Annotated in this window: 21 protein-coding genes and 1 riboswitch; of the genes, 11 read left to right on the top strand and 10 right to left on the bottom strand. The window is 71.1% G+C overall.

The genetic code is table 11. From position 1 onward, the window contains the following. Nucleotides 1–552 precede the first annotated feature (552 nt). Nucleotides 553–1,182: a TetR/AcrR family transcriptional regulator gene (locus ACFP1K_RS13430; RefSeq protein WP_380751580.1), complete on the bottom strand. Its 630-nt coding sequence runs from the start codon at nt 1,180–1,182 to the stop codon at nt 553–555. A 63-nt stretch (nt 1,183–1,245) separates the two neighbouring features. On the opposite strand from ACFP1K_RS13430, the gene ACFP1K_RS13435 reads away from it, so the two are divergent. Continuing rightward, complete coding sequence (locus ACFP1K_RS13435) at nt 1,246–2,739, top strand: FAD-dependent monooxygenase (protein ID WP_380751583.1); 1,494 nt, start codon at nt 1,246–1,248, stop codon at nt 2,737–2,739. 56 nt (nt 2,740–2,795) lie between these two features. Here ACFP1K_RS13435 and ACFP1K_RS13440 read toward each other — a convergent pair whose 3' ends face one another. Then, nucleotides 2,796–3,419: a TetR/AcrR family transcriptional regulator gene (locus ACFP1K_RS13440; RefSeq protein ID WP_380751586.1), complete on the bottom strand. Its 624-nt coding sequence runs from the start codon at nt 3,417–3,419 to the stop codon at nt 2,796–2,798. Nucleotides 3,420–3,457: 38 nt separating this feature from the next. On the opposite strand from ACFP1K_RS13440, the gene ACFP1K_RS13445 reads away from it, so the two are divergent. The 4 genes from ACFP1K_RS13445 to ACFP1K_RS13460 all read left to right on the top strand — a co-directional run bounded on the left by ACFP1K_RS13445 (nt 3,458) and on the right by ACFP1K_RS13460 (nt 7,224). After that, nucleotides 3,458–4,138, top strand: coding sequence for a hypothetical protein (locus tag ACFP1K_RS13445; protein ID WP_380751589.1), 681 nt, complete (start codon nt 3,458–3,460; stop codon nt 4,136–4,138). A 54-nt stretch (nt 4,139–4,192) separates the two neighbouring features. Further along, entirely contained in the window at nt 4,193–5,134 is a 942-nt protein-coding gene (locus ACFP1K_RS13450) for an ornithine cyclodeaminase family protein (protein ID WP_380751592.1), read from the top strand. Nucleotides 5,135–5,222: 88 nt separating this feature from the next. Further along, nucleotides 5,223–5,288: riboswitch (guanidine-III (ykkC-III) riboswitch) on the top strand. Between the two features lie 18 nt (nt 5,289–5,306). Next, complete coding sequence (locus tag ACFP1K_RS13455) at nt 5,307–5,621, top strand: DMT family transporter (RefSeq protein ID WP_380751595.1); 315 nt, start codon at nt 5,307–5,309, stop codon at nt 5,619–5,621. Nucleotides 5,622–5,688: 67 nt separating this feature from the next. Further along, nucleotides 5,689–7,224 (top strand): carboxylesterase/lipase family protein, encoded by a 1,536-nt coding sequence (locus tag ACFP1K_RS13460; RefSeq protein ID WP_380751598.1) that lies wholly within the window; start codon nt 5,689–5,691, stop codon nt 7,222–7,224. Here the strand turns inward: ACFP1K_RS13460 and ACFP1K_RS13465 are convergent. After that, nucleotides 7,162–7,821 (bottom strand): TetR/AcrR family transcriptional regulator, encoded by a 660-nt coding sequence (locus ACFP1K_RS13465; RefSeq protein ID WP_380751601.1) that lies wholly within the window; start codon nt 7,819–7,821, stop codon nt 7,162–7,164. The two genes, ACFP1K_RS13460 and ACFP1K_RS13465, sit on opposite strands and share 63 nt — an antisense overlap. Before the next feature lie 93 nt (nt 7,822–7,914). Between ACFP1K_RS13465 and ACFP1K_RS13470 the strand changes: the two genes are divergently transcribed. From ACFP1K_RS13470 to ACFP1K_RS13480, 3 genes are all read left to right on the top strand, one after another. Continuing rightward, the gene (locus ACFP1K_RS13470; RefSeq protein WP_380751604.1) at nt 7,915–9,036 is read left to right on the top strand and encodes an FAD-dependent monooxygenase; all 1,122 of its coding nucleotides are present in this window, start codon (nt 7,915–7,917) and stop codon (nt 9,034–9,036) included. A 268-nt stretch (nt 9,037–9,304) separates the two neighbouring features. Further along, the gene (locus tag ACFP1K_RS13475) at nt 9,305–9,673 is read left to right on the top strand and encodes a hypothetical protein (protein ID WP_380751607.1); all 369 of its coding nucleotides are present in this window, start codon (nt 9,305–9,307) and stop codon (nt 9,671–9,673) included. A 144-nt stretch (nt 9,674–9,817) separates the two neighbouring features. Then, the gene (locus ACFP1K_RS13480; RefSeq protein WP_380751610.1) at nt 9,818–10,303 is read left to right on the top strand and encodes an N-acetyltransferase; all 486 of its coding nucleotides are present in this window, start codon (nt 9,818–9,820) and stop codon (nt 10,301–10,303) included. Nucleotides 10,304–10,324: 21 nt separating this feature from the next. Here the strand turns inward: ACFP1K_RS13480 and ACFP1K_RS13485 are convergent, their stop codons facing one another. Both ACFP1K_RS13485 and ACFP1K_RS13490 read right to left on the bottom strand, forming a co-directional pair. Next, complete coding sequence (locus ACFP1K_RS13485) at nt 10,325–10,849, bottom strand: RNA polymerase sigma factor (protein ID WP_380751613.1); 525 nt, start codon at nt 10,847–10,849, stop codon at nt 10,325–10,327. Nucleotides 10,850–10,972: 123 nt separating this feature from the next. Beyond that, on the bottom strand, nt 10,973–11,902 hold the full coding sequence (locus tag ACFP1K_RS13490; protein WP_380751617.1) for a MerR family transcriptional regulator: 930 nt from the start codon (nt 11,900–11,902) through the stop codon (nt 10,973–10,975). Nucleotides 11,903–12,183: 281 nt separating this feature from the next. Here ACFP1K_RS13490 and ACFP1K_RS13495 point away from each other — a divergent pair, with 281 nt between their 5' ends. From ACFP1K_RS13495 to ACFP1K_RS13505, 3 genes are all read left to right on the top strand, one after another. Then, a complete protein-coding gene (locus ACFP1K_RS13495) occupies nt 12,184–13,476 on the top strand; it encodes a cryptochrome/photolyase family protein (protein WP_380751622.1) in 1,293 nt (430 codons plus the stop codon). Continuing rightward, complete coding sequence (locus ACFP1K_RS13500) at nt 13,473–13,775, top strand: MTH1187 family thiamine-binding protein (RefSeq protein WP_380751627.1); 303 nt, start codon at nt 13,473–13,475, stop codon at nt 13,773–13,775. The genes ACFP1K_RS13495 and ACFP1K_RS13500 overlap by 4 nt, the downstream gene beginning before the upstream one ends. 146 nt (nt 13,776–13,921) lie before the next feature. After that, entirely contained in the window at nt 13,922–14,251 is a 330-nt protein-coding gene (locus tag ACFP1K_RS13505) for a hypothetical protein (protein ID WP_380751634.1), read from the top strand. A 60-nt stretch (nt 14,252–14,311) separates the two neighbouring features. Here ACFP1K_RS13505 and pgm read toward each other — a convergent pair whose 3' ends face one another. From pgm to ACFP1K_RS13530, 5 genes are all read right to left on the bottom strand, one after another. Beyond that, a complete protein-coding gene (gene pgm, locus ACFP1K_RS13510; protein WP_380751637.1) occupies nt 14,312–15,955 on the bottom strand; it encodes a phosphoglucomutase (alpha-D-glucose-1,6-bisphosphate-dependent) in 1,644 nt (547 codons plus the stop codon). A gap of 99 nt (nt 15,956–16,054) precedes the next feature. Further along, nucleotides 16,055–16,732 (bottom strand): uracil-DNA glycosylase, encoded by a 678-nt coding sequence (locus ACFP1K_RS13515; protein ID WP_380751641.1) that lies wholly within the window; start codon nt 16,730–16,732, stop codon nt 16,055–16,057. Between the two features lie 104 nt (nt 16,733–16,836). After that, on the bottom strand, nt 16,837–17,739 hold the full coding sequence (locus tag ACFP1K_RS13520) for a carbohydrate ABC transporter permease (protein ID WP_380751645.1): 903 nt from the start codon (nt 17,737–17,739) through the stop codon (nt 16,837–16,839). Then, nucleotides 17,736–19,094 carry an ABC transporter permease subunit gene (locus ACFP1K_RS13525; RefSeq protein WP_380752001.1) on the bottom strand — a complete coding sequence of 453 codons (1,359 nt, stop codon included), beginning with the start codon at nt 19,092–19,094 and terminating at the stop codon, nt 17,736–17,738. The genes ACFP1K_RS13520 and ACFP1K_RS13525 overlap by 4 nt, the downstream gene beginning before the upstream one ends. Before the next feature lie 162 nt (nt 19,095–19,256). Beyond that, on the bottom strand, nt 19,257–20,585 hold the full coding sequence (locus ACFP1K_RS13530) for an ABC transporter substrate-binding protein (protein WP_380751648.1): 1,329 nt from the start codon (nt 20,583–20,585) through the stop codon (nt 19,257–19,259). Between the last annotated feature and the right edge of the window lie 22 nt (nt 20,586–20,607).

Consider the following 20,607-nt stretch of genomic DNA (forward strand, 5'->3'; position numbering starts at 1 on the left):
GGGACGCCGCCGGGCTGGCCCCACCTGACCAAAACCACCCTCACCCTCCCCCCCAACTCAGTAGCCATCCTCCAAACCCACCCCTGACCACCCCCGAGCGTGGCCCCCACATCCGGCCCGCACCGCCTCGTCCTCACGCCCACCTCGCTGCCATGGATTCCGGCGCCGCAACAGCGATACGTGGTACGGCGAACCCGGCGCCGCCTTATGGTGGGAAACCCGCGCCATCCGCCGCGACGTGGAAAAGGTCCTTGCGAAGGACGCGCTCCGCGCGAAAGCCGCAAGGGCTGTGTCTATGCGGGGGACACCCCCGCACCCCCGAGCCTGCCGGGCTCATGGCGAGGGTGGGTTCCACGGTGCGGATAGGACTTCAGTCTGATCGAGGCGGCGCAAGCCGACATGAGACGACGCATCACGTTGTACATCCTGGGTGTCGGCTTCACGACGGACCTCGCGAGTGCCGACCACTTCGTCCGCCAAGGGTTGGTCGGCAGGGATGATCGGCTTCGAGGCGTCGCCTGATGTTCCCTGCCACAGCGTCGACTTCCTGGACTACGAACCGGCTTCGGTCGCGTCGCGGGTTCCGGTCTGGAGTAGGGCGAATGCGTGGTCGGCGTCCGCGACGGCTTCGGGGTAGACGGCGTCGGCGGTTTGGCCGTTCATGAGTTTTTGCCAGGTGGTTCGGGCGAGTACTCGTTGGATCGCGATCACTTGGGCTGCCTGGAGTCGGGCGGTGATGTCGTCGCCGAGGGCGGTGGCCAGGGCTTCCTCGTTTTCGAGGGCGTACTGGGTGACGCGGCCGGCCAGGCTTGGGGTGGTGAAGACCAGGCGGTGGAAGGTCAGGACCACGGGGTGGTCGTTCAGGCCTGTGACGGGGTCGCGGTGGTCGAGGCCGGTGCGGAAGTGCCGGTGCAGGGCGGTCAGGGGGGAGATTCCGGGGGGGCGGTCGCGTACCACCCGGGCGGCCTCGCCGTGGTGGTCGGCGATTCGGTGCAGGACCAGGTCCTCTTTTGTGGCGAAGTATCTGAACAGGGTCGGCTTGGAGACCTCGGCGGCGGCGGCGATGTCGGCGACCGATACCTGGTCGAAGCCGTGGGCGAGGAACAGCGTGATGGCCGCGTCGGCGATGGCGTCGCGGGTGCGGGCCTTCTTGCGGGCCCGTAGCCCAGCCGGTTCAACCATGTGGACAGGGTAACATCTGTTACCAGGTTGCTTTTTTAACCCGGTAACGATTGGATGCCTGGTATGACTGATGTTCTTGTGGTGGGGGCCGGGCCGACCGGACTCACGCTCGCGTGTGACCTGGCCCGGCGTGGTGTCGCGGTACGCGTCGTCGATCGGGTTTCCGAGTTTCCCCAGGGGTCGCGCGGCAAGGGACTCAGTCCACGCAGCCTGGAGGTGCTCGACGACCTCGGGGTGGTCGGCAGGCTGATGGAGGTCGGGACCACGCACCTGCCGCATCGCAAGTACCGTGGGGCGGAGGTCGTCGCCGAGATCGATCCCGAAGCCGATCGGGTGGTGACGCCGGACATCCCCCACCCGACCGGTCTGTTGATCCCGCAGTGGCGGGTGGAGCGGACGCTGCGCGAGCGGCTCGCCGATTTCGGCGTCGCGGTCGAGCTCGGTGCCGAGCTGCGGGATCTCGGCCAGGACGCGGGCGGTGTGACCGCGACCGTGGGAGGAACGCGGATCCACGCGCGGTACCTGGTCGGCTGTGACGGTGGCCGCAGTACCGTCCGCAAGGCGCTCGGCCTGCGTCTGCACGGTGAGACGCCGGACATCCAGCTCATGGCGGTCGGCGATGTCGAGGTCGACGGGCTCGGCCGCGACGCCTGGCACCAATGGTTCGCCGGCGACGGCGCGATCATGCTCTGCCCGCTACCCGGCACGACCGCGTTTCAGGTCCAGGCATCGCACGAGCTCGGCCCGGACGGAACACCGCTGGAGCCGACGCTGGCGACGTTTCAGCGGACCTTCGACCGCGTCGCCGGAGTCGCCGGTGTGCGACTGCACAACCTGACCTGGAGCTCTAGCTATCGCGTCAACGTCCGGATGGTCGACCGGCTCCGCGTGGACCGGGTGTTCCTCGCCGGGGACGCCGCGCACGTGCACCCCATCGCCGGTGGCCTCGGCATGAACACCGGCATCCAGGACGCCTACAACCTCGGCTGGAAACTCGGCCTCGTGCTGGCCGGCGAAGCCACGCCGGGCCTGCTCGACACCTACGACGAGGAACGGCTGCCGATCGCGAGCCGGCTACTCGACATCACCTCGGAACGGCTCGACGCCGTCCTCACCGCGATCAAGCAGTCCGGCGGCGGCGTGGACGCCGTGGCCTCACCTGAACTCACCCAGCTCCAGCTCGGCTACCCATGGAGCCGCCTGTCCCGCGACACCGCGACCCGCCCCGGCGAAGCCCGACCAGGCGACCGGGCACCAGACGCGCCCTACCTCGACCCCTCCACCGGCACGCGCGGACGCCTGTTCGACCTCTTCCGCGGCCCCCACTTCACCCTCCTCCGCCTCGGTGAACGCCGGGGCACCGCGTTCGACGACCTCAAGACCGACATCGTCAAGCCCTACCCGATCGGCCCAGGCGGCCTCGTCGACGACGCCGGACACGTGGCACACGCGTACGGCCGAGACACCCAGATCCTCATCCGCCCGGACGGATACATCGCCCTGACCGCCGACGCGGACGACCCGTCGGCGGTCGCCGACTACCTTCTCTCCCTGTGACCATCCGGATCGGTGCGCTGGTGCGTCCGTCGCGCCGGCGGGCGAAGGGGCCGATGTCAGCTCAGTAGTTCGCGGGCCAGGACTCCGCTCCACCACCGCTCGACCTGGTCGGGTGACCAGCCGCGCTCGGTGGTGAGTGTGGCGTAGACGTCGATGTTGCAGATGGCCGCGTAGACGTCGACGGCGGTCCGTACGTCCAGGCCGTGGCGCAGGACGCCGTCCGGCCAGGACGAGAAGACCAGCACGCGGGTCTCGTCGCCCCGTCCGCGGCCGTCACCGTACGCCGTCGCCAGCTCGGGCTCGGTGCGGGCCGCCTCGCGGACCAGCGCGATGACGTCGCCCGCACGCTCGAACAGCCGCCGGTCGTAGCCGGCCATCGCCGCGAGCTGCCGATCGGGGGCCGTCGCCGACTCCAGTTCCTCCACCATCCGCGACACGTCCGCCGACAGGTCGGCCGCGTCCGCCAGGGCCCGGGTGAGCCCCGCCTTGTTCCCGTACGCCGCGTAGATCGTCGGCACCGAGACCCCCGCCTCGCGTGCGACGTCCCGCACGGTCGTCGCCGCCCAGCCTCGCGCCACGAACAGCCGCCGGGCGGCGTCGGCGATCTGCCCACGGGTCTCCCGGGCCTGCGCCGCGCGGCGCAAGGAGTCGTAACGCCGCCGGTCCCTCTCTTCGCTCATGGTCCCCATATCGGTTTTACACTACTTATAATGAATATATGCTCAGTCAAAACCGCTTCGGTTTCACCTCGATCACCGGTCTCGCCGCCATCGGCTTCGCCGTCACGATCGTTCTGGCCAACGCGATCATGCTGCCCGCGGGCCTGCCGCTCACCGGCGCCGGCGTCGGCGAGGTCGACGCGTTCTTCAGTACCCAGAGCGGTGTCGTCGGCGTCGCGTCGGCGCTCACCCCCACCGCCTGGCTGCTGGCCACGCTGTTCGGCGCCGGGGCGGTATCCGCGCTGCGGCGCTCCGAGCGCGACCGGGGCGAAGCATGGTCACTGGTCGGATTCGCCGGCCTGGCACTGCAGAACGCCACCTTCGCGGCCGTCACCGCGACCCGCCTCGCCCTGTCGTCCGCGGACGGCAGCTCCGCGACCGGCGGCCTCTGGGCCCTGCATGACGCGCTCTTCACCCTCAACGGCACCTTCTTGGCACTCGCCCTCATCGGCCTGTCCGTCGCCGGCCTGCGCGCCGGCCTCATCCGGCCATGGCACGGCGGCCTGGGACTGGTATCGGCCGCCCTCCTGTTCGCCTCCGCCACCCTCACCCCGCTGATCATCGACCACGAGGGCCCCCTGGGGCTGCTGGGCCTCGTCGGCTGGCTGCTGTGGGTCGTATGGATTCTGGCGTACGGCGCCACCTTGATCCGCCTCAACCGTCCGTCATCCGAGGTGTAGCGTCGCGCTTCCAGCCGTAAGCGATGAGAGATACACGGACGAGGTGGCGGTGCGGTGGTCCCGTTCATCGAGGCAGGGGAGATCGCCCGGCTTCTGCCGCCGGGGGACGCAGTGGACGTCGTCGAGGCGGTGCTGCGCGGTGGGCTGGATCCGGCCGCCGGGGTGGCGCGGGCGTCGGTGCCGCTGCCCGCGGGGGAGTTGCTGCTGATGCCGGCGTGGTCGGCGTCGCACGCGGGGGTGAAGCTCGCCGCGGTGGCGCCGGGGAACGCGGCGCTGGGGCTGCCGCGGATCAATGCCGTCTACGTGCTCTACGACGGTGTGACGCTGCGTCCGGTGGCGTTTCTCGACGGCACGGCGCTGACCGCGCTGCGGACCCCCGCGGTGTCGGTCGCGGCGGTGCGTGCGTCGCTGGGGGAGCGGCCCCTGCGGGTCGTGGTGTTCGGGGCGGGGCCGCAGGGGGCGGGCCATATCGCGGCGCTCGGCGCGGTGGCCGAGCTGTCCCGCGTGGACGTGGTGGTCCGGTCGCCGGAGGCGGTGCACCGTGGAGCGCTGCCCACGTCCGGCGGGGTGCCGCCCTCGGTGCTGCGGGCCGGCTCGGCCGGGGTGGCGGAGGCGTTGCGGGGGGCGGACGTGGTGGTGTGCGCGACGACGGCGCGGACGCCGCTCTTCGACTCGGCGTCGCTGTCCGGCCGGGTGGTCGTGATGGCGGTGGGGTCGCACGAGCCGGACGCCCGGGAGGTGGACGCGGCACTCTGCTGGCGCGCCACCGTCGTCGTCGAGGACGTCACCACGGCCCTGCGGGAATGCGGCGACGTGGTCCTGGCGATCGCCGAAGGGGCGCTCACCCCGGACCGGCTGGTGCCGATGCGGGCGGTGGTGACGGGATCCGCGACGGTGGGCGACGGGCCGGTGCTCTTCAAGGGCTCCGGCATGGCCTGGCAGGACCTGGCGATCGCGGAGGCCGTACTGGCCCGCTCGGCGACGAGCCGTTCCTGACCGCACGGGCCGGTCTGGTTGTCGCGCCGGGACCCAGACCACGACCGGATGGCCGGGAATTCGGGCGGGCGGGTGGCCGTTGTCGCCGGTACGGGTCCGATGGGGATCCGTCCGGACGAGACGCGCCGTACCCGGCCTGTAAAGACGACGCTTCCTTAGGTAGGGAGCCGTCATGGCCTGGTTCATGGTCGTCGCCGCTGGTTTGTTCGAGGTCGCCATGGCCTATTCGCTCAAGCTCAGCGACGGGTTCTCGCAACCGCTGCCGAGCATCGGCTTCGCCGTGGTCAGCTTCGGGCTTCTGGCGTTCGCCCTCAAGAGCCTCGACGTCGGCGCGGCCTACGCCGCCTGGACCGGTATCGGCGCTGTCGGCACGGCCACTCTGGGGGGGATCGTCCTCGGCGAAGGCGCGTCGCTCATCAAGATCATTTCAATCGTCCTCATCATCACCGGTGTCGTCGGCCTCAATCTGGCGGGAGGCGGGCACTAAATGGTTTGCCCGTGGATGGCGCGCGTTGGGATGCTCGGCCGAGCCGGAACGGAGAGGAAACCGCGAAGTGGCCGTCATCGCATCCAGCAAGCCGTCCGAGTCGGAGCCGGAAGTTCGCACGGTGGCCGGCGTTGTGCGCGGCGGCCGGGAGGCGGGCCTGGCGGTCTTCCGCGGCATCCCGTTCGCCGAGCCGCCGGTCGGTGCCCTTCGTTTCGCCGAGCCCCAGCCGGTGCGTGGCTGGGACGGTGTGCGCCCGGCGGTCGCGTACGGCCCGCAGCCTCCGCAGTCCGGCTTGCTGGGGGGATCCCAGGAGGTCTCCGGCGATGACTGGCTGACGCTCAACGTCTGGACACCGGGCCCGGATCCGGCGGCAGGGCTCCCGGTGATGGTGTGGATCTGCGGCGGCGGTTACGGCCTGGGCAACTCCAGCCTCCCGGAATACGACGGCGGGCGCCTGGCCGGGAGCGGGGTCGTGGTCGTGACCCTCAACTACCGTCTCGGTATCGAGGGTTTCGCGCAGATCGGCGGAGCCCCGGCCAACCGGGGACTGCTGGACCAGGTCGCGGCCCTGCGGTGGGTGCGGGACAACATCGGGGTGTTCGGCGGCGATCCGGACCGGGTCACGGTCTTCGGGGAGTCGGCGGGCGGCGGGTCGGTCGCCGCGCTGCTCGCGATGCCGCGTGCCGCCGGGCTGTTCTGCCGGGCGGTCGCGCAGAGCGTGCCGGGGCCGTTCTTCTCCGCCGAGCTGGCCGCCGACATCGCCGCCGCTTTCGCCGCCGAACTGGGGGTGGAGCCCACGGTGGCCGCCCTGTCGGCGGTGGATCCGGCCTTGCTGCCCGCCGTGGGCGATGCGATCTCCGCCAAGACGGTCCAGTGGCGGGAGCGCTGGGGGAAGATCATCTACCGGCCGATCCCGTTCGCACCGGTCGTCGACGGTGACGTCCTGCCGGCGACCCCGTGGCAGGCGCTGGCTGACGGCGCCGCCCGGGACGTCGCACTTCTCGTCGGGCACACGCGTGACGAGCACCGGTTGTTCAGCTTGATCGACGGTGTGCTCGGCCAGGTCACGCACGAGCAGGCCGAGAGCGCTCTGCACATGCTCGCCCCCGGCCCGGACGGCGCACGCCGGTACCGGGAGGCGTTCCCGGCCGCGGCCGACGAGGAGCTGTACGAACTGGTCAACGCGGACTGGTTGTTCCGCATGCCGAGCCTCCACCTCGCCGACGCGCAGATCACCGGCGGCGGCCGGGCCCACCTCTACGAACTGACCTGGCCCGCCCCGGGCTTCGGCGGTGCCCTCGGCGCCTGCCACGGCCTGGACGTGCCCCTCGTCTTCGGCAACCTGAGCAGCGGGCGGACCGCCATGCTGATCGGCGACCCGCCCTCCCCGGCGGCGGAAGAGCTGTCCGCCCAGATCCGCAGATCATGGACGGCGTTCGCCACCCACGGCGACCCAGGCTGGCCACCGTACGACACCGCCCACCGCCTCGCACAGCTCTTCGACACCCCGCCGACGGTCACCGCCTACCCGGAGGAGACCTCACGTCTGCTGTGGCAGGACCACACCTTCCCGGCGCTCCCGCTGCTCGCGCGGGAAAATTGAGGCCTGTAGCCAGGGGGTGAGGGCCACGTCTGTGGCCTGGCGGACGGCCGCTTGTACCGCGGACGGGTCCTTGAGTTGCTCGGGGTCGTCGAGCAGGACCTGGAGGGCGCCGGTTACGGCGCCGACGAAGGCGCCGGTCAGGGCTGCGGCGGTTACCTCGGTGAGGTGGTCGGGGAAGGCTCTGGCCAGGTGGGTGGCTATCTCGCGTTGGGCGTCGAGCTGGATCTGCAGGCCTCGGCCGCGTACTGCGGGGACGGTGCGGATCAGGCGGAGGCGTAGGGCGGCGAGCCGGCTCGCCATGTCGTCGCTGTCGTCGCCGACCTTGTGCAGGGCGCGCAGGAGGACCTCGGCGGGGCCGTCGTCGGGGGCGCGTGACTCGATGGCCTCCACGGCGGCCCGGACGCGGGCGTCGCTCTCCGGGAACAGCAGCTCCTCTTTGCTGGCGAAGTAGCTGAAGAACGTGCGGGTGCCTATGTCGGCGGCGGCGGCGATGTCGGCGACGGTCGTCTCGTCGTAGCCGTTGCGCTCGAACAACTCGGTCGCGGCGTCGACGAGGGCCTGGCGGTTGCGGGCACGTTTGCGGTCGCGGAGTGACACGTGGGTCAGCTTACGGCACTCGGCGCAGAGAAGCATCCGTTGCGAATCGGCACTCATTGCAAAATGGCACTGAGTGCGGTTATGGTCTGGGGCATGTCCTCTCGAAGCGTGCTGATCTCCGGCGGCGGCGTCGCCGGCCCCACCCTGGCCTACTGGCTGGCCCGTCACGGGTTCCAGGCCACCGTCGTGGAGCGGTCGCGAGGCCTGCGCTCCAGCGGCAACCCTGTCGACGTGCGCGGGCCCGCCCTGCCGGTGGCCGAGGAGATGGGAATCATGGACCGCCTGCGCGACGTCGCCACCCAGGTGTCCGTGATGAGGGTCGTCGACGACTCCGGGCGGCAGATCGTCCGGGTGCCCATGCCCGCCACCCGCAGTGCCGCAGGCAACCGGGAGGTCGAGCTTCCGCGCGGTGACCTGGCCTCGGTGCTCCACGAGGCCGCCAGGGACGACGCCGAGTTCCTGTTCGACGACACGATCGTCACGCTGCGGCAGGACGCGGACGGTGTCGACGTCACGTTCGAGCGTTCCGCGCCGCGCCGCTTCGACCTGGTCGTGGGCGCGGACGGGCTCCACTCGACGGTCCGGAGGCTGGCGTTCGGCCCGGAGCCGGGCTTCGTGCGCCACATGGGCGTCTACGTGGCGACCATGTACCTCGGCGGCGTGGTCGATCATCCGCACGACGTGCTCATGTACAACACCCCTGGCAGGCTGGTGTCCATCCACCCGTCACGGGGGGACGCCCTGGCCGCCTTCATCTTCCGCGGCCCGGCGATCGGCGGCTTCGATCACCGCGACACCGAGCAGCACAAGCGCATCGTGTCCGAGGCCTACGCGGGCGCCGGCTGGCGGGTGCCGGAACTGCTCGAACGGCTCCAGAAGACCGAGGATCTGTACTTCGACTCGGTCAGCCAGGTGCGCCTCCCCGGCTGGGCGAAGGGCCGCGTCGTGCTGCTCGGCGACGCGGCGTCGTGCGTGTCGCTGTTCGGCGACGGCTCCAGCCTCGCCATCGCCGGCGCCCACACCCTCGCCAAGGCGCTCGCCGCACGAACGGCCGGCCACGCGGAGGCGTTCCGCCACTACGAGACCGAGCACCGCACCCTGGTCGGCCCCAAGCAGCGCGGCATCGGCCGGGCCGCGGCGCTGCTCATCCCCAGAACGCGGCTCGGCATCACCGCCCGCGACTTCGCCGCACGGGTCTGGCTCGGCAGACGGTGACATCCCCGCATCGCACGCGCCGGGTATGAGGCCGTCTCTTGATCTCATACGGCGTCGTGCTTCTGGGGGTTTGTGGTGGGATGTGCGGATGGAACGGATGAGGCTGAGGCAGTTGGTGGGCGAGATGCTGATCTACTGCTTTGTCGTCGTCGTGCTCACGGGTGGGTATCTGGCGTTCTTCTATGCGCCGGATGGCCGGATGGTGGCGTATGACGGCCAATATGAGCCACTGCGTGGTTCTCAGATGAGTGCCGCTTATGTCTCGGTCTTGAAGATCACTTATGAGGTGCGCGCGGGGGAGTTCATGCGCCAGCTCCACTACAGTTCGTCGGTTCTGCTCCTGCTGGGAACCGTCGTCTGGGGCCTGCTGGGGCGGTTCAGGTACGCGCTCGTGGCCCTCGGCCTAGGAGGGCTCGCCGTACTCGCCGGGTTCGGCGCCGTCGACGACCTGCTGTACGGCACCACGCTGGGGAAGGTGCCTGTCCCCTTGTGGTACTGGGCGCACGTGGCCGTGGCGGTGGGGCTGGGGGCCGTACTGGTGGTCTCTTCGCGACGGGAGGCGGTCCAGCAGCCCAGGACGCTCGGGTTCGTGGCGTTGAGCCTGGGGGTGACCGCACTGCTGGTCCTCTGGTTCTGACCAGATCACGGGGCGGACCCATCGGTAGACTGACCGGCGATCCGCCGCATGTGCTGTGGTCGCGGTGCCGGCCGGGGCCCGTGCCATCCCGGCGGATGCCTTCTCGGGTAGGTGGGCAGAGCCATGGGCGGTACGGCGGACACGGTGCACGCGGACGACGCTCCTGATGACCATGAGTTCGTCCCGGCCGGCTTCCGGGTTCCCGAGGGCTTCGCGCACGGGGAGATTCGGCTGGTGCCGCTCGGCCCTGAGCACAACGAGCGCGACTACCGCGCCTGGATGTCCAGCGTGGCGCACATTCAGGGCACTCCGGGCTTCGAAACCCACGACTGGCCACAGCCGATGACCATTGACGAAAATATGCGGGACCTGGTCCGGCACGCCGATGACTTCCGGCGGCGGGCCGGTTTCACGTATTCCGTCCTGATCGACACCGACGTGATCGGCTGCGTGTACATCTACCCGTCGGGCCGGCCGGGCCACGCCACGGTGCGCTCATGGGTGCGACAGGACCTCGCGCACCTCGACGGGCCGCTGTACGAGCTGGTCGAGGGCTGGCTGCGCCGAGCCTGGCCGTTCACCGGCTTCGACTACGCGCCGCGGACCCGGCCGCGCGAATCCGCTGACTAGAGGCTCTCGGCCCCGGACCGGTCAGGCGGCCGGGCGGGTGAGGATCGTCGAGAGGCGGTGGAGGCCGCGGGAGGTGCGGGCCTTGATGGTGCCCAGGGGGACGTGGAGGCGGGCGGCTATCTCGCGTTGGGTGAGGTCGGCGTAGTAGGCGAGTTCTATCGCTTCGCGCTGGGGGGCGGGGAGGACGGCGAGGGCGCGGCGGATCTGGTCGCGGTGGCCCAGGGTTTCGGCGGTGTCGCGGCCGTCGGTGTCGGGGGGCTCGGTCACGGTGTCCAGGGGGACGGTCGTGAGGGTGCGGACGCGCAGGTGGTCGATGGCGCGTTTTCTGGCGATGCCGAGGAGCCAGGCTTCCAGGCTTCGGGTGGGGTCGTAGCGGTGGGCTGAGCGCCAGACCTCGGAGAAGACCACCTGGCGGACGTCTTCGATGTCCTGTGGCGGGATCAGTTTGCGCAGGTAGCGGGTCACCAGGCCGGCGTAGGTGCGGTAGCACTCCGCCAGCGCTTCCTCGTCTCCCTGTGCCAGACGCCATCCGATCATGCTGGGCATGGCTCTCCCCTCGCGTCACAAACTTACTCAAAACCTATTCATAGTCGACTGGTGCCACCCTCCGCAACCAAGTCGGCACAAAGACGAGGCCACGGGTTTCCCGTGGCCTCGCGGTGGTGCCGGTCAGACGAGGGTGGAGCGGATCTTGGTGATGGCGTCGGTGAGGGAGACGGCGTGGCCGATGGCGGGAGGGAGGGCCTGGAGGTGCCAGCCGGGGCCGCCGGTGATCACGCGGGTGGGAGGGCGGAGCAGCGGGAGGGTGCGCAGGGGGGTGGGGTCGCCGGTGGACCTCTGCTGGGACCAGATGAAGACGGTGGCGGGGGCCAGGCGGCGGATGGCGTCGGAGAGGGACCTGTAGGGGGTGCGGGGGCCGAGGAGGCGGGTCTCCAGGTGATGGGCGCTGGTGAGGGCGGCGGCCAGGGCGTAGCTGGGGAGGGTGTGCTGTTCCTCCTCGGCGCAGGCCAGGAGGATCATGCGGGGGTGGGCGAGGGTGGCGGGGCGGCCGGTGAGAGGGCTGAAGGCGGCGAGGATGCGTTCGGTGAAGAGGTGTTCGATCTCGATGCCGGCGCCGGTGAACTCCTGGCGGTGGCTGATCGCGTCGAAGGCCGGGAGGACCAGGTGGTCCCAGGTCCAGGCGACGCCGCGGGCGGCGAGGGCCGCGTCCACGGTGCGGCTGATCGTGTCGGCGTCGAGGTTCATGGCCGCACGGGTCAGGGACGCGACGGTGGGCATCCGGGTCTCGGGAAGGGCGACCGGCGGGGCGAGGGCGACGGCGGCAGGCGGGGGTTCGAGGACGGTGCCGGCGCGGAGGGCGGCGTGGGCGGCCTCGGCGGGGGGGAGACCGGCCTTGATCAGGCGGTTCATCTCCTCCAGGCGGCGCAGGTCGGCGGGGGCGTAGCGGCGGTGGCCGCCGGGGCTGCGATGGCTCGGGCCGATGCCGTAGCGGAGGTTCCAGGTGCGCAGCGTCGGGGCGGGCACGCCAAGGCGGCGGGCCACCGCGCCGATGCCGTAGTTCGGGCCTTCGTCCGGCTGGTCGCCGGAGGGCTCACCCATGTGCTCGCTCATCTGAACCTGTGCCCTGATCGTGCCTCGCGGAGGCGGTGGCCCGGGCGCGGTGGACGGCGCGTTCCGTCCCGTGTGCTCGTGCGTTCCGACCCGTCATGACCGCCGTCCGATCCGCCGTGGCCGAGTTCGGGCACGGCATGTGCCGCCGAAGTAAAACCTTGCCAGGTAAAGGCCACTGCTCGGGCCGAGTCAGGCCCCTTCTCGTCTCTTCGGGGCCGGGCGGGTGGACGGACGCAACCACCCCGGGGCCAGGGGGCGAAGACCCAGGTGTGGAGACGGTCATCGTGCTGTTCAACCGGGACCTGCGGGTGCACGATCACCCGGCGCTGGCGGAGGCGTGCGCGCGGGCGCGGTGGGTCGTGCCGTTGTTCGTGGTGGATCCGGGGGTGCGGGCCCGGGGGCGGGGCGGGTTCCTCGCGGAGGCGGTGAACGATCTGCGGGCGTCGTTGCGGGATCTCGGCGGGGATCTGGTCGTCCGCGAGGGAGATCCGGTGGCCGAGGCCATGCGGGTCGCCGACGAGGTGGGAGCCCAGGCGGTGTGGGTGAGCGGGGACGTCACGCCGTACGCGCGGAGAAGGGAGCGGCGGCTGGCCGCGGCCTGCGCGGAGCGGCGGTTGGAGTTCCGGGCGTTCCCGGGGGTGACGGTCGTGCCGGCGGGGGAGCTCAGGCCCCTCGGCGGTGACCACTATCGGGTGTTCACGCCGTACTGGCGGGCGTGGGCGGCGTGCGGACGGCGGGAGGTGCTCGCGGCACCCCGGCTGGTCCGGGTACCGGACGGGCTGGAGCCGGGGGCGGCGCCGGTGCCGCCGAGGGTGCCGCACGGGAACCTGCGGGGCGGGGAGACCGGGGCGCGGCGGCGGCTGGAGTTGTGGCTCAAGCTCTGCCTGGCGGACTACGACGAGGGACACGACGATCTCTCGGAGGACCGGACGTCGATGCTGAGCCCGTACCTGCACTTCGGGTGCGTGTCCCCGGCGGAGGTCGCCGCCCGGGCGTGCGGACGGCCGGGGGCCGAGCCGTTCGTGCGGCAGCTGTGCTGGCGGGACTTCTACCACCAGGTGGCGCTGGCGTTCCCCGGCCTGTCGCGCCGGGACTACCGGCCGAGGGACGCCGGCTGGACCGACGACCCGGAGGCCGTGGAGGCGTGGAAGGCGGGAATGACGGGCATTCCGGTGGTGGATGCCGGGATGCGGCAGCTGAGCACCGAGGGCTGGATGCACAACCGCGCCCGGCTCATCGTCGGTTCGTACCTGACCAAGCGGCTGAAGGTCCACTGGCGGGTGGGCGGTGAGCACTTCATGGACCTGCTGCTGGACGCCGACTTCGCCAACAACTGGGGGAACTGGCAGTGGGTCGCGGGCACCGGGAACGACACCCGCCCGAACCGCGTGCTCAACCCGGTGCGCCAGGCCAGGAAGCTGGACCCGGACGGGGAGTACGTCCGCAGGTACGTCCCCGAGCTGGCCGCCGTCCCCGCCCCGCTGATCCACGAGCCGTGGAAGGCGGTGCCGCCCATCCCGGGTTATCCCGCTCCGCTGGCCCCGGACAGAATGAACGCATGATCATAGCTTTCTCCGTGACCCCGCTCGGTGTCGGCGTGGACGTGGCCGAGCCGGTCGCCCGCGCCGTCCGGGTGGTCCGCGACAGCGGCCTGCCGAACCGCACCGACGCGATGTTCACCACCGTCGAGGGCGAGTGGGACGAGGTGATGGACGTCGTCAAGCGCGCCGTCGAGGCCGTCGCCGAGGTCGCCCCCCGGGTGAGCCTGGTGCTCAAGGCCGACGTGCGGCCCGGCGTGACGGACGCCCTCACCTCCAAGGTCGAGTCCCTGGAACGGCACCTGGACGACCGCTCCGCGTGACCCGTTTCCTCCTACCGGCTGTCGTATTTCCTGACATATCCGTGCACCGTTGGGGCATGGCATCGGAGGCCGCCCGCGCAGGGCGGCGAACCGCGCCGGGAGAACCGGCGCGGAACCGGAGAAACGACCAGCTGAGAGGACTCGTCATGCGAGTGTCCATCGGACGCAAGGCCGTGCTGACAGCGCTGGGAGCGACACTGGTGGGCGGGCTGTTACCCGCCGCCGCACCGGCCGCCGGCGCCTTCGCCTGGAACTGCCGGAGGGTCATCGCCCAGGACGTGCGGTGGTTCGCCTACTCCACCGGCACCACGACCAACCCCCCGCACTCGCTGCCCAACGGCAGGCTGTTCAAGAGCTTCGGCGTGGCCAACGGCCGGTACAGCGCGCAGATCGTCACCCCGTACGCGGCCGCCGGCTGGGTGACCGCCGACAGCCAGTACGTGACGCAGGTGCCTGACTCCACGTGCAACTGGTGATCGCGGGATGACCGCCGTCCCGGGCGCCGGAGCCCGGTGCCCGGGACGCCGGCGGGTCCGTCAGCCCGTCCCCAGCGTGGCGGACACCAGGGCGCGGGCCTCCTCCTGCACGCGGGCCAGGTGGTCCTGGCCTTGGAAGGACTCGGCGTAGATCTTGTAGACGTCCTCGGTGCCGGACGGCCGGGCGGCGAACCAGGCGCTCTCGGTGCCGACCTTGATGCCGCCGAGGGCCGCCTCGTTGCCGGGGGCGGCGACCTGGATGGTGGTGATCGGCTCCCCGGCCAGGCTGCCGGCCGTGACGTCGCCGGGGGACAGGCGGGCCAGGGCCGCCTTCTCGTCGCGGGTGGCGGGGGCGTCGACGCGGGCGTACGCGGGGTCGCCGAAGCGGGAGGTCAGGCCGCGGTAGAGCTCGGACGGCGTGGAGCCGGTCACGGCGGTGATCTCGGAGGCCAGGAGGGCGAGGATGATGCCGTCCTTGTCGGTGGTCCAGACGGAGCCGTCGCGGCGCAGGAACGAGGCGCCGGCGCTCTCCTCGCCGCCGAAGCCCAGCGAGCCGTCCAGCAGGCCGGCGACGAACCACTTGAAGCCCACCGGGACCTCGTACAACGGGCGGCCGAGGTCGGCGGCCACGCGGTCGATCATGGAGCTGCTGACCATGGTCTTGCCGATGCGGGCGGCCTCCGGCCAGCCGGGGCGGTGGCCCCACAGGTAGGAGATGGCGACGGCGAGGTAGTGGTTGGGGTTCATCAGGCCGCCGTCGGGGGTGACGATGCCGTGGCGGTCGGCGTCGGCGTCGTTGCCGGTGGCTATCTGGTACGCGGAGCGGTTGGCGATGAGGGACGCCATGGCGTACGGGGACGAGCAGTCCATGCGGATCTTGCCGTCCCAGTCGAGCGTCATGAAGCGCCAGGTGGGGTCGACCGAGGGGTTCACCACGGTGAGGTCCAGGCGGTGGCGCTCGGCGATGGCGCCCCAGTAGGCGACGCTGGCGCCGCCGAGGGGGTCGGCGCCGATGCGGACGCCGGCGTCGCGGACCGCGTCGAGGTCGAGCACCGCGGGGAGGTCGTCGACGTAGTGGCCGAGGAAGTCGTGCCGGCCGGTGGTGCCGGCGGCCATCGCGCGGGTGTACGGGACGCGGCGGACCTCCTTGAGGCCCTCGGCGATCAGGGTGTTGGCGCGGTCCTGGATCCAGGAGGTGGCACCGGTCTCGGCGGGGCCGCCGTTCGGCGGGTTGTACTTGTAGCCGCCGTCGCCGGGCGGGTTGTGCGACGGGGTGATGACGACGCCGTCGGCCAGGCCGGTGGTGCGGCCGCGGTTGTAGGTGAGGATGGCGTGCGACACCGCGGGGGTGGGGGTGTAGCCGTCGCGGGAGTCGATCAGCACCGTGACGCCGTTGGCGGCGAGCACCTCAAGGGCGGTGACCCGCGCGGGCTCGGACAGGGCGTGGGTGTCGACGCCGAGGAACAGCGGGCCGTCCACGCCCTGCCGCGCGCGGTACTCGCAGATGGCCTGGCTGGTGGCGAGGATGTGGTCCTCGTTGAAGGCGGTGTTGAGGGACGAGCCACGGTGGCCGGAGGTGCCGAACGCGACCCGCTCGCCGGGGGCCCCGGGGTCGGGGTGCAGCGCGTAGTACGCGGTCACGAGATGAGGGACGTCCACCAGGTCGGATGACTGCGCCGGCGTGCCGGCGCGCTCGTGCGGCATGAAGAACTCCTCGTTCACCCTGAGATCCGGTCGAACGGGCACTACCCCGGCGGTCTCCGTATCATTCGGATCATACGGTCGGCCGCCGGGACGCGTTCGTCAGGGTAGCTTCCACTCGACCGGGGCGACCCCCTGCTTCTCCAGCATCTCGTTGGCCTTGCTGAACGGGCGGCTGCCGAAGAACCCGCTGCGCGCCGACAGCGGCGACGGGTGGGCGGACTCCACGCACGGCACGGGCCCGAGCATGGGCCGCAGCGACCGGGCGTCCCGGCCCCACAGGATGGCGACCATCGGGGTGCCGCGGGCGACCAGCGCGTGGATGGCCTGCTCGGTGACCTGCTCCCAGCCCTTGCCCCGGTGCGAGGCGGGCTTGCCGGGGGCGACGGTCAGCACTCGGTTGAGCAGCAGCACGCCCTGTTCGGTCCACGGGGTGAGGTCGCCGTTGGACGGCTTGGGCAGGCCGAGGTCGGTGCCGAGCTCCTTGAAGATGTTGACCAGGCTGCCGGGCAGCGGCCGGACGTCCGGCGCCACGGAGAAGCTGAGGCCGACCGGGTGGCCGGGGGTCGGGTAGGGGTCCTGCCCGACGATGAGCACGCGTACCTGGTCGAACGGCTGCTGGAAGGCGCGCAGCACGTGCGCCCCCGCGGGGAGGTAGCGCCGCCCCTCGGCGACCTCCTGACGCAGGAAGTCGCCGAGCGCGGTGATGCGCTCGGCGACGGGTTCCAGGGCGGTGGCCCACCCGGATTCGACGACTTCGTTTAATGGACGTCCGGTCATGCCGGGATCTTAGCCGCGCGGACCGGCAGGCGAACCGGAACCGCGCAGGCCGTGGAGACCGGGTACCCGCCTGCCCCCGCGAGGCGGGCACCCGGAGCTGGGCGCTACTTCACCGAGCCCGCGAGCAGGCCCTGGACGAAGTACCGCTGGAAGGCGAAGAACAGCACCAACGGGATGATCAGCGACAGGAACGCGCCAGGCGCGAGGATGTCGACGTTGGTCCCGAACTGTCGCATCTGGGATTGAAGTGCCTTGGTCATCGGCTGCGCGCCGCTGTCCGCGAACACCAGGGCGACGAGCAGGTCGTTCCACACCCACAGGAACTGGAAGATGCCGAGCGAGGCGATGGCCGGCTTGGCCAGCGGGAACACCACCGTCGAGAAGATCTTCCACTCGCTCGCCCCGTCCATGCGCGCGGCCTCCAGCAGCTCCTTGGGGATGCCGACGAAGAAGTTGCGCAACAGGAAGATGGCGAACGGCAGCCCGAAGGCCACATGGAACAGCACCACGCCCGGGATGGACCCGAAGATCCCGACGGCGCCGTACAGCTTGGCGATCGGGATCAGCGCGATCTGGATCGGCACCACCAGCAGGGCGATGACGACGAGGAACAACGCGTCGCGGCCGGGGAACTCCATCCACGCGAAGGCGTACCCCGCCATGGCGGCGATGCCGATGACCAGGACGGTCGCCGGCACCGTGATCGCCACGGTGTTCCAGAACGACGCGGTGAACCCGCTCGCCAGGATGTTGGAGTAGTTGTCCAGGGTGAGCTGCGCGGGACGGGTCAGCGCCGTCCACCAGCCGGAGGAGTTGTTGTCGGTGTCGCCGCGCAGCGACACGATGAGCAGTCCGAGGGTGGGCACCAGCCAGAACAGCGCCAGCACGATCAGCACGACCTGCATGAGGCCGCCGCCGAGCTTGTCCACGATCCTGGACAGCGCCCCGCGCCGCACCGCGCCCGCGGCGTTGTCCGCGCCGGGGCGGGAGACGGTCAGCGTCGTCATGTCTGCTCCCTCCGGAACCGCCGGATATTGAGGGCCATGAACGGCAGCACCAGGATGAGCAGGAAGATCGCCAAGGCGCTGCCCAGGCCCTGGTTCCCGCCGCCGCCGAACGACACCCGCCACATCTCCAGCGCGATCACGTTGGCGTTCGGCTGCACGGAGCCCGGCGCGATGACGAAGACCAGGTCGAACACCTTCAAGGTGTTGATGATCATCGTCACCAGCACGACGAGCAGCACCGGGGACAGCAGCGGGATGGTGATCCGCCGGAACACCTGCCACTCGGTGGCGCCGTCGATGCGCGCGGCCTCCAGCGCGTCACGCGGGATGGCCGACAGCCCCGCCGCGATCAGCACCATGGCGAACCCCGCCCACACCCAGATGAACGCCCCGATGATGGCGGGCGTGATCAGTGCCGGGCCGAGCCAGGTCAGCCCGCCGAACGGCGTGGCGAAGTTGGACGACGGCAGCCGCAGCTCGTACGAGCCCGCGGGCAGGCCCGCGAACTTGAACGTGCCGTCCGGCGCGGTCTCGGTGGTGGCCCGCACCGCGCCCCCCGACACCGCCTCCACCGTGACGCCGGGCATGCCCTTTTCCTTGGGATCCATCTCGTTGACGGTGCCGCCGCCCGGCACGAAGTCCAGCCACACCGTGCCCGCCACCTCGCCGGGCGCGGCGGGCGCCTGCCTGGCGGGCGCCGCGTCGCCGGGCAGCGACTCCGGCCTGATGCCGACCAGCGGGATGTTCACCGCCTGCCCGGCCTGGGCGGGCTGCTTGGTGACCACCGCGCCGGCGTTCAACGCCGCGGGGGCGGCGTCGTTCTCGCGGGGCCGGGCACCGGGGTACCCGCTGCTCTGCAGGAACACGTCGTGGACGGAGGTCATGATGGCGTTGGCCACGCCCTTGTCGGGGTCCTGCTCGTAGACCAGCCGGAAGATGACTCCGGAGGCGAGCAGGGACACCGCCATGGGCATGAAGACGATCAGCTTGAACGCCGACGCCCAGCGGATGCGCTCGGTCAGCACGGCGAACAGCAGGCCGAGCGCGGTGACCAGGCTGGGGGCCACCACGACCCAGATCAGGTTGTTCCTGATCGTGGTGAGCATGCTGGAGTCGGTGAAGATCGAGCCGTAGTTGCGCAGCCCCACGAACGTTCCGCCGGTGGAGTCGTACAGGCTGCGGAAGATCGAGTAGATGATCGGGTACACCACCCAGGCGCCCAGCAGGACGACCGCGGGGAGCAGGAAGAACAGGGCGACCCTGGGCGAGGGCCCGAGGTTGCCCGAGCGTCCGTACCCGCGCCTGGCCGGCGCCGCTGGGGGGCCACCGGCGGGGGTACCGTCCCCTCTCGCGATGCTCTCGCCGGTGGTGTTCCCGTCGGACGCCGGGGCGTCCGGGGCGGGGGTGTCCCCCGCCGTGTCGTTGACTTCAGGTCCGGGGGAGGCCCCGCGGGCGACGTCGCCGTCGCCGCGCGGGACCTGCGGGCCGTCCAACCGATCGGTCACGGCCGTCGCCCCTTACTTTTCCCAGGCCTTGGCCGCGTCGGCCTCGAGCTTCTCCTGGGCGCCCTTGATGTCGGTCGGCTTGCGCAGGAAGTCCTGGAGCTGCTTCCACTCGCCCTTGCCGTCGGTGCCGCCGAAGGCGCTCGGCGCCAGGTCCGACATGTCATACCGGACCGCCTCGCCCGCGGAGATGATGGTCTGCGCGAGCTGCTTGGTCAGCGGGTCGGGGTAGTTGTCCGGCGAGACGTTGCGGTTCGGCGACAGGTAGCCGGGCTGCTTGGCCCAGACCGAGCCGCCCTCGGCGGAGGCCATGTACTCCAGCAGCGCCATGGCGCCCTTGGAGTCCTTCAGCGCGACCGCGACGTCGCCGCCCAGCACCACCGGCTCGGTGTCGCCGGCCTTCGGGAACGGCATGATCTTGGCGTCCTCGCCGACCTTGGCGCCGGACTGCCCGACCGAGGCGGCCACGAAGTCGGCCTCGATCACCATGGCGGCCTTCTTCTGGCCGTACACCTGGGTGACGCAGGTCGGGAAGTCGGTCTGCAGGGCGCCGGACGAGCCGCCGAGCATGAACTCCTTCTTGCCGAAGATCTGCCCCATCTTCTCCAGCGCCGTGGCCACCGACGGGTCGGTCCACGGGATCTCGTGCTTGGCGAGCTTGTCGTAGTTCTCCGGGCCCGCGGTGGAGAGGTAGATGTTCTCGAACAGGTCGGTCAGGGTCCAGCCGGAGGCGCCGCACAGCGCGAACGGCGCGGTACCGGAGTCGGCCAGCGTCTGCGCCGTCTTGCTGACCAGCTCGTCCCAGGTGGTGGCGGGCTGGGCGCCCGCGTCCTCGAAGGCGGGGGCGCGGTACCAGATCAGCGACTTGTGCGCGGCCTTCACCAGCACGCCGTAGACCTGGCCGCCGGCCGAGCCGAGCTCCTTCCAGTACGGGGTGTAGTTCTGGTCGATCTGCGCCTGCACCTCGGAGGACAGCGGCTTGAGGGCCTTCTGGTCGGCGTACTGCTGGACCAGGCCCGGCTGCGGCAGGACCGCGACGTCCGGCGGGTTGCCGCCCTGGATGCGCGGGCCGAGGTAGGCGCCGGTGTCCTCACCGGTCGAGGCGTAGGTGACCTTGGCGCCGGTCTTCTCCTGGAACGCGGCCAGGACCTTCTCGAAGTTGGCCTGCTCGTCGCCGGTCCACTTGGCGGCGATCTCGATGGTCGTGCCCTCCAGCGGCTTGGCCGCCGGAGCGCTGGCGCTGGCCGACGGGTCGGTGCCGGCCGGTTCGCCGCCGCCGCCGCACGCCGCGGCCGCGAGCATGAGCCCGGCCACCACGGCTGTCGTCCTTACACGCATGGTCATACCTCCTGGTGAAGGCCCCGAA

The sequence above is a fragment of the Sphaerisporangium aureirubrum genome (assembly GCF_042658925.1).
GTDB lineage: Bacteria > Actinomycetota > Actinomycetes > Streptosporangiales > Streptosporangiaceae > Sphaerisporangium > Sphaerisporangium aureirubrum.